This window comes from Pseudomonas huaxiensis (genome assembly GCF_003231275.1).
Lineage (GTDB): Bacteria > Pseudomonadota > Gammaproteobacteria > Pseudomonadales > Pseudomonadaceae > Aquipseudomonas > Aquipseudomonas huaxiensis.
On sequence record NZ_QKVL01000007.1, the window covers coordinates 179,723 to 195,076 of the forward strand.

At 63.9% G+C, this 15,354-nt stretch carries 19 protein-coding genes; 13 read left to right on the forward strand and 6 right to left on the reverse strand.

From position 1 onward, the window contains the following. Positions 1-66 precede the first annotated feature (66 nt). Positions 67-960: a LysR family transcriptional regulator gene (locus tag DM374_RS11305; RefSeq protein ID WP_177431543.1), complete on the forward strand. Its 894-nt coding sequence runs from the start codon at positions 67-69 to the stop codon at positions 958-960. Here DM374_RS11305 and DM374_RS11310 read toward each other — a convergent pair. Then, positions 957-1,283 carry a DUF883 family protein gene (locus DM374_RS11310; protein WP_095159086.1) on the reverse strand — a complete coding sequence of 109 codons (327 nt, stop codon included), beginning with the start codon at positions 1,281-1,283 and terminating at the stop codon, positions 957-959. The genes DM374_RS11305 and DM374_RS11310 overlap by 4 nt on opposite strands. Before the next feature lie 153 nt (positions 1,284-1,436). Here DM374_RS11310 and DM374_RS11315 point away from each other — a divergent pair, with 153 nt between their 5' ends. Further along, positions 1,437-1,652 carry a dodecin gene (locus DM374_RS11315; RefSeq protein ID WP_095159085.1) on the forward strand — a complete coding sequence of 72 codons (216 nt, stop codon included), beginning with the start codon at positions 1,437-1,439 and terminating at the stop codon, positions 1,650-1,652. A 117-nt stretch (positions 1,653-1,769) separates the two neighbouring features. Next, complete coding sequence (locus DM374_RS11320; protein ID WP_110969884.1) at positions 1,770-1,994, forward strand: DUF1161 domain-containing protein; 225 nt, start codon at positions 1,770-1,772, stop codon at positions 1,992-1,994. A gap of 105 nt (positions 1,995-2,099) precedes the next feature. Here DM374_RS11320 and DM374_RS11325 read toward each other — a convergent pair whose 3' ends face one another. Further along, complete coding sequence (locus tag DM374_RS11325) at positions 2,100-3,104, reverse strand: LLM class flavin-dependent oxidoreductase (protein WP_110969885.1); 1,005 nt, start codon at positions 3,102-3,104, stop codon at positions 2,100-2,102. A gap of 173 nt (positions 3,105-3,277) precedes the next feature. On the opposite strand from DM374_RS11325, the gene DM374_RS11330 reads away from it, so the two are divergent. Both DM374_RS11330 and DM374_RS11335 read left to right on the forward strand, forming a co-directional pair. Further along, on the forward strand, positions 3,278-3,703 hold the full coding sequence (locus tag DM374_RS11330) for an OsmC family protein (protein WP_110969886.1): 426 nt from the start codon (positions 3,278-3,280) through the stop codon (positions 3,701-3,703). Positions 3,704-3,786: 83 nt separating this feature from the next. Continuing rightward, on the forward strand, positions 3,787-4,020 hold the full coding sequence (locus tag DM374_RS11335) for a DUF1161 domain-containing protein (protein WP_095159081.1): 234 nt from the start codon (positions 3,787-3,789) through the stop codon (positions 4,018-4,020). Between the two features lie 3 nt (positions 4,021-4,023). On the opposite strand, the gene DM374_RS11340 is transcribed toward DM374_RS11335, so the two are convergent. Beyond that, positions 4,024-4,434: a PA0061/PA0062 family lipoprotein gene (locus DM374_RS11340; RefSeq protein WP_095159080.1), complete on the reverse strand. Its 411-nt coding sequence runs from the start codon at positions 4,432-4,434 to the stop codon at positions 4,024-4,026. A gap of 53 nt (positions 4,435-4,487) precedes the next feature. Continuing rightward, positions 4,488-4,901, reverse strand: coding sequence for a PA0061/PA0062 family lipoprotein (locus DM374_RS11345; protein ID WP_110969887.1), 414 nt, complete (start codon positions 4,899-4,901; stop codon positions 4,488-4,490). A gap of 65 nt (positions 4,902-4,966) precedes the next feature. Between DM374_RS11345 and DM374_RS11350 the strand changes: the two genes are divergently transcribed. Beyond that, positions 4,967-6,046, forward strand: a complete 1,080-nt coding sequence (locus DM374_RS11350; protein WP_110969888.1) for an aminopeptidase — start codon at positions 4,967-4,969, stop codon at positions 6,044-6,046. Between the two features lie 116 nt (positions 6,047-6,162). Here the strand turns inward: DM374_RS11350 and DM374_RS11355 are convergent, their stop codons facing one another. Together DM374_RS11355 and DM374_RS11360 are read right to left on the reverse strand one after the other, a co-directional pair. Beyond that, complete coding sequence (locus DM374_RS11355) at positions 6,163-6,813, reverse strand: HAD family hydrolase (protein ID WP_110969889.1); 651 nt, start codon at positions 6,811-6,813, stop codon at positions 6,163-6,165. A 30-nt stretch (positions 6,814-6,843) separates the two neighbouring features. Beyond that, positions 6,844-7,392: a gamma carbonic anhydrase family protein gene (locus DM374_RS11360; protein WP_110969890.1), complete on the reverse strand. Its 549-nt coding sequence runs from the start codon at positions 7,390-7,392 to the stop codon at positions 6,844-6,846. 91 nt (positions 7,393-7,483) lie between these two features. On the opposite strand from DM374_RS11360, the gene prlC reads away from it, so the two are divergent. The 7 genes from prlC to DM374_RS11395 all read left to right on the forward strand — a co-directional run bounded on the left by prlC (position 7,484) and on the right by DM374_RS11395 (position 15,227). Beyond that, positions 7,484-9,535 (forward strand): oligopeptidase A, encoded by a 2,052-nt coding sequence (gene prlC, locus DM374_RS11365; protein WP_177431544.1) that lies wholly within the window; start codon positions 7,484-7,486, stop codon positions 9,533-9,535. Then, entirely contained in the window at positions 9,532-9,798 is a 267-nt protein-coding gene (locus DM374_RS11370) for a YheV family putative zinc ribbon protein (protein ID WP_110969892.1), read from the forward strand. Before prlC ends, DM374_RS11370 begins: the two co-directional genes overlap by 4 nt. 77 nt (positions 9,799-9,875) lie before the next feature. Further along, entirely contained in the window at positions 9,876-10,934 is a 1,059-nt protein-coding gene (locus tag DM374_RS11375) for a PA0069 family radical SAM protein (RefSeq protein WP_110969893.1), read from the forward strand. A 247-nt stretch (positions 10,935-11,181) separates the two neighbouring features. Then, positions 11,182-11,904 carry a carbonic anhydrase gene (locus tag DM374_RS11380; RefSeq protein ID WP_095159072.1) on the forward strand — a complete coding sequence of 241 codons (723 nt, stop codon included), beginning with the start codon at positions 11,182-11,184 and terminating at the stop codon, positions 11,902-11,904. Positions 11,905-12,093: 189 nt separating this feature from the next. Further along, complete coding sequence (locus DM374_RS11385) at positions 12,094-13,626, forward strand: SulP family inorganic anion transporter (RefSeq protein ID WP_110969894.1); 1,533 nt, start codon at positions 12,094-12,096, stop codon at positions 13,624-13,626. Between the two features lie 115 nt (positions 13,627-13,741). Beyond that, positions 13,742-14,254 carry a sigma-70 family RNA polymerase sigma factor gene (locus tag DM374_RS11390; RefSeq protein WP_110969895.1) on the forward strand — a complete coding sequence of 171 codons (513 nt, stop codon included), beginning with the start codon at positions 13,742-13,744 and terminating at the stop codon, positions 14,252-14,254. A gap of 4 nt (positions 14,255-14,258) precedes the next feature. Beyond that, on the forward strand, positions 14,259-15,227 hold the full coding sequence (locus DM374_RS11395) for a FecR domain-containing protein (RefSeq protein ID WP_110969896.1): 969 nt from the start codon (positions 14,259-14,261) through the stop codon (positions 15,225-15,227). Positions 15,228-15,354 lie beyond the last annotated feature (127 nt).

Sequence of the window (15,354 nt, forward strand, 5' to 3'; positions counted from 1 at the left end):
TAACCACGACACGCCTCGCTGAAAACCGATAAGATCGCCGCAACCTGTCAGGAAAACTCACACGTCATGTCCAGGGAACTGCCGCCACTCAATGCCCTTCGGGCCTTCGAAGTCACTGCCCGCCTGGGCAGCGTCAGTCATGCCGCCGAGCAACTGCACGTGACCCACGGCGCGGTCAGCCGGCAGTTGAAGACGCTGGAAAGCCACCTGGGCGTGAGCCTGTTCGTCAAGGACGGGCGTGGCATCAAACTCACAGATGCCGGACTGCGCCTGCGCGAGGTCAGCGGCGAGGCGTTCGAGCGGCTGCGTTCGGTCTGCGCCGAGCTGAGTCAGAGCAGCGTCGATGCCCCGTTCGTCCTCGGTTGCTCGGGGAGCCTGCTGGCGCGCTGGTTCATCCCGCGGCTGGGGCGGCTGAAGGCGGATCTGCCGGACCTGCGCCTGCACCTCTCGGCCGGCGAAGGCGATCTCGACCCGCGCCGCCCCGGCCTGGATGCATTGTTGGTGTTCGCCGAACCGCCATGGCCGGCGGACATGCAGGTTCATGTGCTCGCCCAGGAATGCATCGGCCCGGTGCTCAGCCCGCATTTCGCCGGTTTCGAGCGCCTGCGCCAGGCACCGGCCAGCGCGCTGCTCGATGAGGCGGTTTTATTGACCAACTCCCGGCCGCAAGCCTGGCCGGACTGGGCGCGGCAACAGGGCATCGACCCGCGCGCGCTGCGTTACGGGCAGGATTTCGAGCATTTGTATTACTTGCTGGAAGCGGCGGTGGCCGGGCTTGGCGTGGCGATCGCGCCGAAGCCGCTGGTGGCCGACGATTTGCGCGCCGGACGCCTGGCGGCGCCGTGGGGCTTCAGCCAGACCGAGGCGTCACTGGCGCTGTGGGTCCCTCGACGCGCCGCGGACGGGCGCGCCGAGCAACTGGCGGGATGGTTGCGCGCGGAACTGGCGCGACAGGTTTAGTCGCGTTTGCTGCACAGCAGGTAAGCCGCCAGCAGACCCAGAGCGCCAACGGCAACGCCGGCGGTGGTCCAGGGGTGTTGCTGTGCGTAGTCGCGCGTGGCGAGGCCGGTTTCGCGGGTCTTGGTTTTCACCTCTTCATAGGCATCACCAAGCAGGTTGCGCGAGTGGCGCAGGGCGTTCTCGGCGTTGCTTTTCAGCGCCTTCACGGTTTTGCGCGATTCGTCCGAAGCATCGTCTTTCAGGCTTTCCAGCGATTTCAGCAGGCTTTCGATTTCCGCTTCCATGCTTTGCAGCGCGGCTTTGCGTAGCGAACTTGTTGCCATGGTGACTCTCCTTCAGCGTTGAGTGAGGTGTTGTAGGTTCGGACTACGAGGTGTCTGGAAAGTGCGATCGAACGTTTCGATCCAAACCCCCCTCAGAGGAAAAACGGCCTAGCGCTGCTAGGCTCAACCGGCACACCTTCAAGGAGAACAGCGATGTCCGATCATCACACTTACAAGAAGATCGAGCTTGTCGGCTCGTCCCCCACCAGCATCGAAGACGCGATCAACAGTGCCCTGGCCGAGGCCGGCAAGAGCATCAAGCATCTGGAATGGTTTGAAGTGGTGGATACCCGCGGGCATATCCGCGACAACAAGGCGGCGCATTTTCAGGTCACCCTGAAAGTCGGGTTCCGTATCGCCAACAGTTGAACGGCAAGCTGCAAGCCACAAGCTATAAGAAAAGGCAGCCATCACGCCGCCAGCTTTTTCTTGCAACTTGAAGCTTGTAGCTTGCAACTGATTTTGGTCCAACAAGGAGAGCGATCAATGAAGCAACTGATTCTGGCAGTAGCACTGATGGGTTTGGCCGGCACCGCGCTGGCGGCGGGCAAGCCGTGTGAAGAATTGAAGAGCGAGATCGCAGCGAAGCTGGATGCCAAGGGCGTTAAGCACTATTCGCTGGAGGTTGTAGGCAAGGGAGCGGCTGCGGATGGGAAAGTAGTCGGGACTTGTGAGGCTGGGACCAAGGAGATTGTCTACAAGCGTGGGTGATCTTTAGGGCCTATTCGCTGGCAAGCCAGCTCCCACAGTGCCCGTGGCGACACTGAACGCTGTGGGAGCTGGCTTGTCGGGGCGCCGAACCGCAGCGATGGAGGCTTAGCGACCCAGCACCGTCTGCGCCATCAACTCATAAGACCGGATCCGGTCTGCATGCTCATACAGATCACAGGTGAAGATCAGCTCATCCGCCTGGGTCTGCTCCAGCAACACCTCCAGCTTGGCCTTGACCTTCTGCGGGCTGCCGACCATCGCCAGGCCGAGGAAATCCCCCACCGCCTCGCGCTCATGCGGCAACCACAAGCCATTCATGCTTTCCACCGGCGGCTTCTGCATCAGGCTCTGGCCACGCATCAGCGCGAGGATGCGCTGGTACACCGATGTCGCCAGGTACTCGGCATGCTCGTCGGTATCGGCCACCACCATGGGCACGCCCAGCATCACATACGGCTTGTCGAGCACCGCCGACGGCTGGAAATGATTGCGGTACACGCGAATCGCTTCGTGCATGAAGCGTGGCGCGAAGTGCGAGGCGAAGGCATAAGGCAGACCGCGCTGGCCCGCCAGTTGCGCACTGAACAGGCTGGAGCCGAGCAGCCAGATCGGCACTTCGGTGCCGTAACCAGGCACGGCGATCACTTTCTGATCAGGTGTGCGCGGGCCGAGGTAGCGCACCAGTTCGGCCACGTCGTCAGGGAAGTCGTCGGCGCTGCCGGAGCGTTCACGGCGCAAGGCGCGGGCGGTCATCTGGTCGGAGCCGGGGGCGCGGCCCAGGCCGAGGTCGATGCGGCCGGGATAGAGGCTGGCCAGGGTGCCGAACTGTTCGGCAATCACCAGCGGCGCATGGTTGGGCAGCATCACCCCGCCGGAACCGACGCGGATGGTCGAGGTGCCGCCGGCCAGGTAGCCCAGCAGTACCGAAGTGGCCGAGCTGGCGATGCCGTCCATGTTGTGGTGCTCGGCTACCCAGAAGCGGTGGTAACCGAAGCGCTCGACGTGCTGCGCCAGGTCCAGCGAGTTGCGCAGCGATTGCGCCGGGCCGCTGTCCTGGCGCACGGGCACGAGGTCGAGAGTGGAAATCTTGATGTCCGCGAGTTGCGTCATGGGGTCTCCTGAGCAAACGGAAGCCGCCGGAAAACGGCAGCCTTTGTTGCTCTGTGGGGGCAGTTACCCGAGGAATCAATACCGGATGTGGCAAACAGGCTGAACTTGCCCGCAGGCCGGGCCTCTGAATTCAGGTAACGGCGCAACCCGCGTCGGCAACCCGAGGAGGCACCATGAAAAAGACTGCATCGGCCGTATGGCAAGGCGGCCTGAAGGATGGCAAGGGCCAGATATCCACGGAAAGCGGCGCGCTGAAACAGGTTCCCTATGGTTTCAACACCCGTTTCGAAGGGACACCAGGCACCAACCCGGAAGAACTCATCGGCGCCGCCCACTCCGGGTGTTTCTCCATGGCGCTGTCGATGATCCTCGGTGAAGCGGGACTGACCGCGGAACGTATCGACACCACCGCCGAAGTCACCCTCGATAAACAGCCCGACGGCTTCGCCATCACCGCCGTTCACTTGATCCTCAAGGCCAAGGTGCCCGGCGCCAGCGAGGAGCAGTTCCTGGAACTGGCGAACAAGGCCAAGGCCGGCTGCCCGGTCTCGAAAGTGTTGAACGCGAAGATCAGCCTGGACGCCACGCTCGTGCAGTGAGCTTGCCTGGTAGCAGAACCATGGCATGCTCCCTCGGTCCAACCTGATGTTGGCTCAAGGTCTTTTGCCACGAGGAACTGCTCATGATCCGTATCGCAATCGCCGTACTGGCTTCGCTGCTGGCCTTCAATGCTTCCGCCGCGATCAAGTCGTGCGAGGAATTGAAGGCCGAGATCGAAGCCAAGATCCAGGCCCGAGGCGTGACGTCCTATACCCTGGAAATCGTGCCCAACAGCGAAGTCCACGACCAGAACATGGTCGTGGGCAGTTGCGACGGCGGCACCAAGAAAATCATCTACCAGCGCAACGGCCAGTAAGCCTCAAGGGATGCAGTGGGTCAGCCGCTCCTGCGCCACCACCTTGCGCTCGGCGTCGTATAGCCAGGCGTTGGGTTGCAGGGCGATGGCCCGGGCTTCCAGCCGATAGCGCTGGCCGGCTTCGAAACCGTCGTATTCCAGCGTCAGGTAGCAGGTGCGTTCGGTCGGGTCGGTGGTGAAGAGGCCGGTGCTGATCTCGTAGTCGAAGCGCACCACCAATTCGTGCTTGCCCGGCGACACCTGGAAGTAACGGCCGTCGTTGAGGCGTTTGCCGTCGAGGCGCTCGGCCATCAGCACTTTGCCCGGGGTGATGGTGTAGAGGTCGACCCACGCCTGTTTCTGATCGACCGGAGGCATCGGACTGGTGCAGGCGCCCAGCGTGGTGAAAGCGAGGAACATCGCGGGCTGGCGCATGTTCAGCTCTCCAGAAAGGTAACAGAACGTAAGCATAGCGCCATCAGCGGCCCTCAGGTGCGCTGACAGCCAGCCGGCACGCCGCTTCCCACCACTTTTTGCTGTTCGTCATAGAGTTTTGCCCAGGGCCGGAAACCGATGCTGCCCGCTTGCAGGCGGTATTTCTGGCCGGCGTTGAAGTCCTTGAACTTCAGATTGAGCTGGCAATCGCGCCACAGCGGTTCGCTGGTGGGGCCGATATTGCTCGGGTCCACGGCGAACAGATAGCGCACGGTGAGCTGGTGATTGCCGGGACTGACCTGGAAATAGCGGGTGTCGTCCCAGGCCCGCTCGTCCACTTCGACGGCGTGCAGGGTGTCGTCCTGGCCGGGTGCGAGATCGACCCAGGCTTGGGTCGGGTCCGGCGCGGGCAGGCCGGCGCAGCCGGTGAGCGCCAGCAAGGCGCTGGCAGCGAGCATCGTTCGCATGGCAAAACTCCGGGCGGGCAGGATAGTCTTGGATCGATCTGGACTTGAGCGGGACCACCCCACGCATGATTCGAATTCTTCTGTTTTTGCGCTCAAGCCCCGGGGCACTCGACCGCGGTTTTCGCCTGTTTGTTCCCGTATTGCTGATCAGCCTGCTGAACGGTTGCGCCAGCCTGGATTACTACGGCCAGCTCGCCAACGGCCAGTGGCAACTGCTGCGCGCCCGCACTCCGGTGCCGCAATTGCTGGCCGATCCCGCTACCGAACCGAAACTGCGCCAGCACCTGGAACAGTCCCAGCGCGCCCGCGCTTTCGCCAGCGAGCAACTGAAACTGCCGGACAACCGCAGTTATCGCGTTTACGCCGATATCGGCCGGCCGTTTGTGGTGTGGAACGTGTTCGCCACGCCGGAGTTTTCGCTGGAGCCGCAAACCCACTGCTTCCCCATCGCCGGCTGCGTCGCCTATCGCGGCTACTACAGCCAGGGCGGCGCGCGCGGGGCGGCGGCGGTGCAGAAGCTGCAGGGGCTGGACGTGTATATCGGTGGCGTCGAGGCCTATTCGACGCTGGGCTGGTTTGACGATCCGATCCTCAATTCAATGCTCGGCTGGGGCGACGAACGCCTGGCGACGGTGATCTTCCACGAACTGGCGCACCAACGGGTGTACGTGAAGGACGACACTGCCTTCAACGAGTCCTTCGCCACCTTTGTCGAGCAGGAAGGCACACGGCAATGGCGGGCGGCGCGGGGGCTGACGGCGCAGGTGCAGGATGGCGGCAAGCAGCGGGACCAATTTGTCGGATTGGTGCTGGCGAGCCGGGAACGGCTCAAGGCGCTGTACACCCAGCCGCTGGCACCGGATGCGATGCGTGCGGCCAAACAGGCGGAGTTCGAGCGGCTACGCCGGGAGTATCGGCAGTTGCGGGACAGCGAGTGGGGCGGCGTCGGACGTTTCGATGCCTGGATCAATGCGCCGATGAACAACGCCAAGCTGTTGCCGTTCGGGCTCTATGACCAGTGGGTGCCGGCATTTGCGGCGGTGTTTGCCCAGGTGGGCGGGGATTGGCGGCGGTTTTATGGGCGGGTGGAGGAGATTGGGCGGTTGCCGATTGGGGAGCGGCAGTTGGTTTTGAAGGGGCTTTGAGGGCCCTATCGCTGCGGTTCGGCGCCCCGACAAGCCAGCTCCCACAGGTTCAGCGGTGCATGCAGTACATGTGGGAGCTGGCTTGCCAGCGATGAGGCCCTCAAAGACCCATCAACTCAGGACTTCATGAACGCCCGATGCATCTGCGCCAACGTCGCAAAGTGATACGCCGGCGCTTCCGCCGCCAGCTCCTCATGACTCCCAAACCCATACCCCACCGCCACCGCTTCCAGCCCGTTGCTGCGCGCACCAATCAGGTCGTGCTTGCGGTCGCCGATCATCAGGGTCTGCGCCGGATCCAGGCCTTCCTCGGCCAGCAGGTGTCCGATCAGCTCGACCTTGTTGGTCCGCGTGCCGTCCAGTTCACTGCCGTAGATCACCTTGAAATGCCGGGCAAAGTCGAAGTGCCGGGCAATCTCACGGGCGAACACCCACGGCTTGGACGTCGCGACATACAGCGTGCGCCCCTGCCCTTGCAGCTCGCTGAGCAACTCGCCGACGCCGTCGAACACCCGGTTCTCATACAGCCCGGTGACCTTGAAGCGCTCCCGGTAGAAATTCACCGCCTCCCACGCCTTGGCTTCGTCGAAGTCATAGAACTGCATGAACGCCTGCAATAGCGGCGGGCCGATGAAGTGTTCCAGGCGGGTCAGGTCCGGTTCGTCGATGCCGAGCTTGGCCAAGGCGTACTGGATGGAGCGGGTGATGCCTTCGCGTGGGTCGGTCAGGGTGCCGTCGAGGTCGAAGAGGATGTTCTGCTGGTGCATGGCGGTCTCAATAAAGGGCTGTGGATACGTTCACTCGGGCTGGTCGTAGCCTTCAGCCAGGTGCTGGTCCTTGAGTCGGACGTAGTTGGCGGCGCTGTAAGGGAAGAACGCACGTTCCTTGTCGGTCAGCGGACGGGCCTGCTTCACCGGGCTGCCGACATAGAGGAAACCGCTTTCCAGGCGCTTGCCCGGCGGCACCAGGCTGCCCGCACCGATGATCACTTCGTCCTCGACGATGGCGCCGTCCATGATCGTGCTGCCCATGCCCACGAGGATGCGGTTGCCGAGGGTGCAGCCGTGGAGCATGACCTTGTGGCCGATGGTCACGTCGTCGCCGATCAGCAGCGGGAAGCCGTCGGGGTTGAAGGGGCCGGCGTGGGTGATGTGCAGCACGCTGGCGTCTTGCACGCTGGTGCGCGCACCGATGCGGATGCGGTGCATGTCGCCGCGGATTACTGTCAGCGGCCAGACCGAGCTGTCGTCGCCGATCTCGACATCGCCGATGACCACCGCGCTGCGGTCGACGAAGGCGCGCTCACCCAGGCGGGGCGTGTGCTGCTGGTAGGTGCGAATGGCCATGAATAGCGTCTCTCTCTGAGGCTTATTAGCTGCGGTCGGCGCCGATTGTAATTAAGATGGGCCGGTGTTTCTTCTGCCAAGGTGTCTAACCGTGAGTGCGACCAACCCGCTTCTGCAGTCCTACGACCTGCCGCCCTTCTCGGCGATCCGCGCCGAGCACGTGCTGCCGGCGATTGAACAGATCCTGGCCGACAACCGCAACGCCATTGCCGCCCTGCTCAAGACCCAGGGCCAGAACCCGAGCTGGGCCGGACTGGTCCTGGCCATGGACGAACTCAACGACCGCCTCGGCGCGGCGTGGAGCCCCGTCAGCCACCTCAACGCCGTGTGCAACAGCGCCGAACTGCGCGAAGCCTACGAGGCGTGCCTGCCCGCCCTGAGCGCCTACGCCACCGAGCTTGGCCAGAACCGCGAACTGTTCCAGGCCTACGAGGCATTGATTGCCAGCCCTGAAGCCGCCGGCTTCGACGTGGCGCAAAAAACCATCATCGAACACGCCCTGCGCGATTTCCGCCTGTCGGGTATCGACCTGCCTGCCGACCAGCAGCAGCGCTATGCCGAAGTGCAGAGCAAGCTGTCCGAGCTGGGCAGCCGCTTCTCCAACCAGTTGCTCGACGCCACCCAGGCCTGGACCAAGCACGTCACCGACGAAGCCGCCCTCGCCGGCCTGACCGACTCGGCCAAGGCGCAGATGGCCGCCGCCGCCCAGGCCAAGGGCCTCGACGGCTGGCTGATCAGCCTGGAATTCCCCAGCTACTACGCGGTGATGACCTACGCCACCGACCGTGCCCTGCGTGAAGAAATCTACGCTGCCTACTGCACCCGTGCCTCCGACCAGGGCCCGAATGCCGGCCAGTTCGACAACGGCCCGGTGATGCACGAGATTCTCGACCTGCGTCAGGAACTGGCCCAACTGCTCGGCTTCGCCAACTTCGCCGAGCTGAGCCTGGCGACCAAGATGGCTGAATCCAGCGACCAGGTGCTGGGTTTCCTGCGCGACCTGGCCAAGCGCAGCAAGCCGTTCGCCGCCCAGGACCTGGCCCAGCTCAAGGCTTACGCCGCCGAGCAAGGCTGCCCGGACCTGAGCAGTTGGGACAGCGGTTTCTACGGCGAGAAGCTACGCGAGCAGCGCTACAGCGTTTCCCAGGAAACCCTGCGCGCCTACTTCCCGATCGACAAAGTGCTGTCCGGGCTGTTTGCCATCGTCCAGCGCCTGTACGGCATCGAGATCGCCGAACTCAAGGGCTTCGACACCTGGCACCCGGATGTTCGCCTGTTCGAAATCAAGGAGAACGGCCAGCACGTCGGCCGCTTCTTCTTCGACCTTTACGCACGCGCCAACAAACGCGGCGGTGCCTGGATGGACGGCGCCCGCGACCGTCGCCGCACGGCTGACGGCGCATTGCAGAGCCCGGTGGCCAACCTGGTGTGCAACTTCACCCCGGCCGCTCCAGGCAAGCCGGCGCTGCTGACCCACGATGAAGTGACCACCCTGTTCCACGAATTCGGTCATGGCCTGCACCACCTGCTGACCCGCATCGAGCATACCGGCGTGTCCGGTATCAACGGCGTGGCCTGGGACGCGGTGGAACTGCCGAGCCAGTTCATGGAGAACTGGTGCTGGGAGCCGGAAGGCCTGGCGCTGATTTCCGGTCACTACGAAAGCGGCGAGCCACTGCCGCAGGACCTGCTGGAGAAAATGCTGGCGGCGAAGAACTTCCAGTCCGGCCTGATGATGGTCCGCCAACTCGAATTCTCGCTGTTCGACTTCGAACTGCACGCCAGCCACGGCGACGGCCGCAGCGTGCTGGAAGTGCTCGAAGGCGTGCGCGACGAGGTTTCGGTCATGCGTCCGCCGGCGTACAACCGCTTCCCCAACAGCTTCGCGCACATCTTCGCTGGCGGTTACGCCGCGGGTTACTACAGCTACAAGTGGGCTGAAGTGTTGTCAGCCGATGCGTTCTCGCGCTTCGAGGAAGAAGGCGTGCTCAACGCCGAGACCGGCCGCGCCTTCCGCGAGGCGATCCTGGCCCGCGGCGGTTCGCTGGAACCGATGCTGCTGTTCGTCGACTTCCGCGGTCGTGAGCCTTCCATCGACGCGCTGCTGCGCCATAGCGGCCTGAGCGAGGACCTGGCGGCATGAGCACGACCAAGAAACGCTTTATCGCCGGGGCGGTCTGCCCGGCGTGCAGCGAGCCCGACAAGCTGATGATGTGGAACGTGGACGGCACGCCGCACCGCGAATGCGTGGCCTGCGGTTTCTCCGACACCCTCAACGAGCAGGGCCTGTCGGTGCCGAAGGAGCTGGGAACGCGGGTCAACCAGAACGAGGCGAAAGCGCCGAAACCTGCGGTGCAGACGGTGCAGTTCTTTCCCAATCCGAAGCTGAAGAAGCCGACGGAGTAAGCGGATCCGCCAGGTGGCACTGGCAAATCCGTGCTCACCTCGATACTGTATGAATAAACAGTATCGAGGTGAACGCCATGACCGCTCCAACGCCGGTACGCGGTCGCGGGACCGCGCACAACCCGCACAACCGTTTTGCCCCCAACCGCTCGGTGGTGGAGGACGATGGCTGGTACCAGGAAGTGCCGATGACCCAGGGCACCGAAGTCCGCATCGAAACCGCGAAAACCATCATCACCCGCAACAACTCCCCGGACCTGCCCTTCGACCGTTCGATCAATCCGTATCGGGGTTGTGAGCACGGTTGCATTTACTGCTACGCGAGGCCAAGCCATGCGTATTGCGACATGTCTCCCGGCCTGGATTTCGAAACCCGGCTGATCGCCAAGACCAACGCCGCCGCCGTGCTCGAACAGCAGTTGTCGAAGCCGGGCTATGTCTGTGCGCCGATCAACCTGGGTTCCAACACCGACCCGTACCAGCCGATCGAGCGCGAGCACCAACTGACCCGGCGCCTGCTGGAAGTGCTGCTGCGCTACCGGCATCCGGTAACCATCGTTACCAAGGGCTCGCTGATCCTGCGAGACCTCGACCTGCTCAGCGAACTGGCCAGGCAGCGGCTGGTGTCGGTGATGATCAGCCTCACCACCCTCGATGACGAACTCAAACGCACCCTCGAACCACGCGCAGCCGCACCCAAGGCCCGGCTGCGGGCGATCCGGGTGATGCGCGAGGCGGGGATTCCGGTGGGGGTGTTGTGCTCGCCGATGATCCCGATGATCAACGACAGCGAAATGGAGCGTCTGCTGGAGGCCGCCAGCGAGGCCGGGGCGTTGAGCGCCGCGTACATGCTGCTGCGCCTGCCGCTGGAAGTGGCGCCGCTGTTCGAACAATGGCTGCAGGACCATCACCCGCAACGCGCCGCCCATGTGCTCAGTCTGGTGCGGCAGAGCCGGGGCGGTGAGCTGTACGACAGTCGTTTCGGCGCGCGGATGCGTGGTGAAGGGGTGTTCGCGGACTTGCTGGCGCAACGCTTCGACAAAGCGCTACGGCGCTACGGGCTGGACCGGCGCGGCGGTTATTCGCTGGATTGCACGGCCTTCTGTCCGCCGGGCGGTCAGTTGTCATTGTTGTAAAAACAATAATGGCCATTGGCGATTGATGGTTTTTTGATACTATCGATATCCCGGAAAAATCGCCTGTAACCCTTGTTCTAGAGCCTTCCAAATTCAGTTTCAGTTAAGTTTCGCCAAGTAGCGTAGGAATTCAGGCAACCGAATATGTGATTTGTTGACTACATCTGTAATCCAAGTGACGTATGACTCTCTGAATTTCAACCCGGTAAACTGGACTTACCTACGAACCTGTCAAAGAGGATGAATCATGTCGAACAAGGAACCCTCTCCGACCGGCCCGGCTACTCCGGAAGCCGAGACTGCCGATGGCGCCCTGAAACATATCGTTGATGGCTTTTTGAGATTCCATCACGAAGTGTTCCCTGAACAGGAAGAGCTGTTCAAAAAGCTCGCCACCGCCCAAAAACCCCGAGCGATGTTCATTACCTGCGCCGACTCGCGGATCGTTCCCGAACTGATTACCCAGAGCTCGCCCGGCGACCTGTTCGTTACCCGTAACGTCGGTAACGTGGTGCCGCCTTATGGCCAGATGAACGGTGGTGTGTCGACCGCCATCGAATATGCGGTGCTGGCGCTGGGCGTCCACCACATCATCATCTGCGGCCACTCCGACTGTGGTGCCATGCGCGCGGTGTTGAACCCGCAGTCGCTGGAAAAGATGCCGACCGTCAAAGCCTGGCTGCGCCACGCTGAAGTCGCCCGCACCGTGGTCGAGGACAACTGCCAGTGCGGCACCGAGCACGAGAACATGCAGGTGCTGACCAAGGAAAACGTCATCGCCCAGTTGCACCACTTGCGCACGCACCCGTCGGTGGCTTCGCGCCTGGCGGCCGGTCAGTTGTATATCCACGGCTGGATCTACGACATCGAGACCAGCGAGATCTCCGCCTACGACGCTGCCAGCGACGCCTTCCTGCCGCTCAAGCGCGGCGAGCCGATACCCAGCGCCACACCCAAAGGCCGCTTCTAAGCCTTCTCGCTTCACCCAATTCTGCTGACTGACCCACCACAGGCCGCCACGCGCGGCCCGTGGATGGGCGTCGGCTGTCTTTGAAAACGCTTTGATGCCTTGCCGCAGCGCCGGCGGCCTTCGGCTGCCCGTGATTTGGCGCTGCGCGTGAATGTGGCCAGAGGAACGGCCTGAAAAAAGGAGAACAGGATGAACATGACGCAATTCAAAGCGGCCTTGCCGCGGGACCTGTTGGCATCGGTGGTGGTGTTTCTGGTGGCACTGCCGTTGTGCATGGGGATCGCCATCGCGTCCGGCATGCCGCCGGCCAAGGGCCTGATCACCGGTATCGTCGGCGGGCTGCTGGTGGGTTGGCTGGCGGGTTCGCCGTTGCAGGTCAGCGGGCCGGCCGCCGGTTTGGCGGTGCTGGTGTTCGAGCTGGTGCGCCAGCACGGCATGGCGATGCTCGGGCCGATTCTGCTGTTGGCAGGCCTGCTGCAATTGCTCGCCGGGCGCTTCCGTCTTGGCTGCTGGTTCAGGGTCACGGCACCGGCGGTGGTCTACGGGATGCTCGCCGGTATTGGCGTGCTGATCGTACTGTCGCAGGTGCATGTGATGTTCGACCGCTCGCCGCTGCCCTCCGGGTTGGACAACTTGTTGGGCTTTCCCGCCGTCGTCGGCGATGCGCTGCCGCTGGAGCAGGCGGGTAACGGCTGGCAGGCCGCGGCGCTGGGCCTCGGCACCATCGCGGTGATGTGGGCCTGGGAACGCTGGAAGCCGAATACGCTGCGCTTCGTGCCGGGCGCGCTGCTCGGGGTGAGCCTGATGACGTTGCTGAGCATCGCTCTGGCCCTGCCGGTCAACCGCGTGCAGGTACCGGCCGACTTGAGCCAGGCGATCGACTGGCTGCGCCCCGCCGACCTCATGGCGCTGGCCGACCCGACACTGCTGGTCGCGGCCTTCGCCCTGGCCTTTATCGCCAGCGCCGAAACCCTGCTGTCGGCGGCGGCGGTGGACCGCATGCACAGCGGCCAGCGCTCGGACTTCGATCGTGAGCTTTCGGCGCAAGGGGTCGGCAACATGATCTGCGGGGTGCTGGGTGCGCTGCCGATGACCGGAGTGATTGTGCGCAGTTCGGCCAATGTTCAGGCGGGTGCACGGACGCGGCTGTCGGCGGTGTTCCATGGGGTCTGGCTGCTGGCGTTCGTGGTGTTGCTGGGCAGTGTGCTGCAGCAGATTCCGGTGGCGAGTCTGGCCGGGGTGCTGGTGTTCACCGGGGTGAAACTGGTGGACCTCAAGGCCTTCCGCGGGCTCGGCCGTTATGGCCGGATGCCGATGTTCACCTACGCGGCCACCGCCCTGGCGATCGTCTTCACCGACCTGCTGACCGGCGTGCTGCTGGGCTTCGCCCTGACCTTGCTGAAGCTGGCGCTCAAGGCGGCGCGGCTGAAGATCAGCGTCAGCAGCCTGGCGCGGCCCGGGCATATGGAACTGCGCTTGAGCGGCGCGGCGACCTTCCTCAAGGTGCCGGCGCTGACCCAGGCGCTGGACGCAATTCCACCGGGTACAACCTTGCACGTGCCGCTGGCCAACCTCAGTTACATCGACCATTCCTGCCTGGAACTGCTGGAGGACTGGGGGCGGGCGAACGCCGCTAACGGGTCGACGCTGGTGATCGAGTCGCGACGGTTGAAGCGGCGCGTCGAAGGGCGGGTGCGGACCACGGCGGGCCTGGGCACGTAGACGTACGCTGAAAAGACCCGGCACCTGCGAATGTAAGCGCACGTTGCAGCAGGTGCCGTCACTGCCATACTATTAAGAATCAATACCATTTGCGTCGCCCGCGCGCGGATCTCCCATGCCTTCCCCTGCCCAGACCCTCTACGTTCGACACTCACCCTGGCTGCTGCTGTTCCTGCGCCGTCGCCTGGGCAATGGCTGGGATGCCGCCGACCTGTTGCATGACACGTTCCTGCGCGTATTGCGCCGGCCTGTCGAATTCGACAGTCAGGTTGGCGAACGCTCGTACCTCGCCACCATCGCCAAGGGCCTGTGCATCGACCATTGGCGCCACGCCCAGATCGAGCGCGCCTGGCGCGAAACCCTGGCGGCGCAGCCCGAGGCGACGGTGCCTTCCGCCGAACACACGGCGTTGGTGATCGAAACCCTGTTGGAGGTCGACGCGATGCTGTCGCGCCTGCCGGCCAAGGTGCGCGAGGCGTTTCTCATGGCACAGGTCGAAGGCGTGACCTACGCGACGATCGCCGAGCGCCTGGATGTCAGCGAACGCATGGTCAAGAAGTACATGGCGCAGGCGTTTTTGCATTGCGCCGTGCTCGAAGCCGAACTCGACGGTTTGCTGGTGGAGTGATGCGATGAGAGCCGCTCAGGAAAAACTCAGTCACGCCACCCTCGAACACGCCGCCCAGTGGTACGTGCGGCTGCAGGAAGAAGGCGACCAGACCAGCGTGCGCGAGCAATGGCAATGCTGGTTCGACCAGCATGTCGAACACCAGGCCGCCTGGCGCTACATGGAACGGGTGGGCGAACGCTTCGCCCCGCTGCGGGCGGAAGGCGAGCGCGCCGGCCGCCTGCTGCGCGAGCGTGGGCCGGCCCGTCTGGGGCGGCGCCAGACGGTGAAGTCGCTGCTGGTGCTGGCGGTCGGCTCGATGGCCGGCTTCGGCGGCTGGCAGACGGCGTCGCGCAATGGCTGGACCGCCGATCTGCACACCGGCACCGGCGAGAACCGCGAGATCGCGCTGGCCGATGGCAGCACCCTGTGGCTGGGCGCCCGCACCGCCGTCGACACCCGTTTTGATGCGCGACAGCGCCTGCTCGACCTGCGCTTCGGCGAAGTCCTGTTGCAGTCTTCGGTGCAGGATCGCCGGCCTTTGCTGCTGCAAACCGAGGCCGGCACTCTGCAAATGGCGGAGACGCCGATTCGCGTGGCGGTTCGCTATGCGCAGGGCACCGCCCGGCTCAACGTCTATCAGGGGCAGGTGGAAATCTTCACCCGCACCGGCACCCGCGCCTTGATCGAGGCCGGCCAGCGCGTGGATTTCAGCGCCCTCGCCGTGTCGCCCCCGGCACCGGCGCAGAAGGCGGGCGAATCCTGGCTGCAGGAGCGGCTGACCGCCGAGGCCATGCCCCTTGAAGAGCTGATCGATGCGCTGGGCCGCTATCGCCCCGGCCACCTCGGCCTGCACCCCGACCTCGCCCGGCTGGCGGTGATGGGCACGTTCCCCCTCGACGACACGGATCACGCCCTGCGCCTGCTCGAAGCCGCGTTGCCGGTGCGGATCAAGCGGATGACCGACTGGTGGGTGACGGTCGAACCGGCCTGAATATTTTTTTCAGCGAGCGGTTCCCCTTTGCGTTCGTCGCCCGGTTCAACAGCAGAACCCTCCCATTTACCGCATGAACACCACAGGGACTGCCATGTCGTCGCCCCGCTCCTGCGTGTTGGCACTT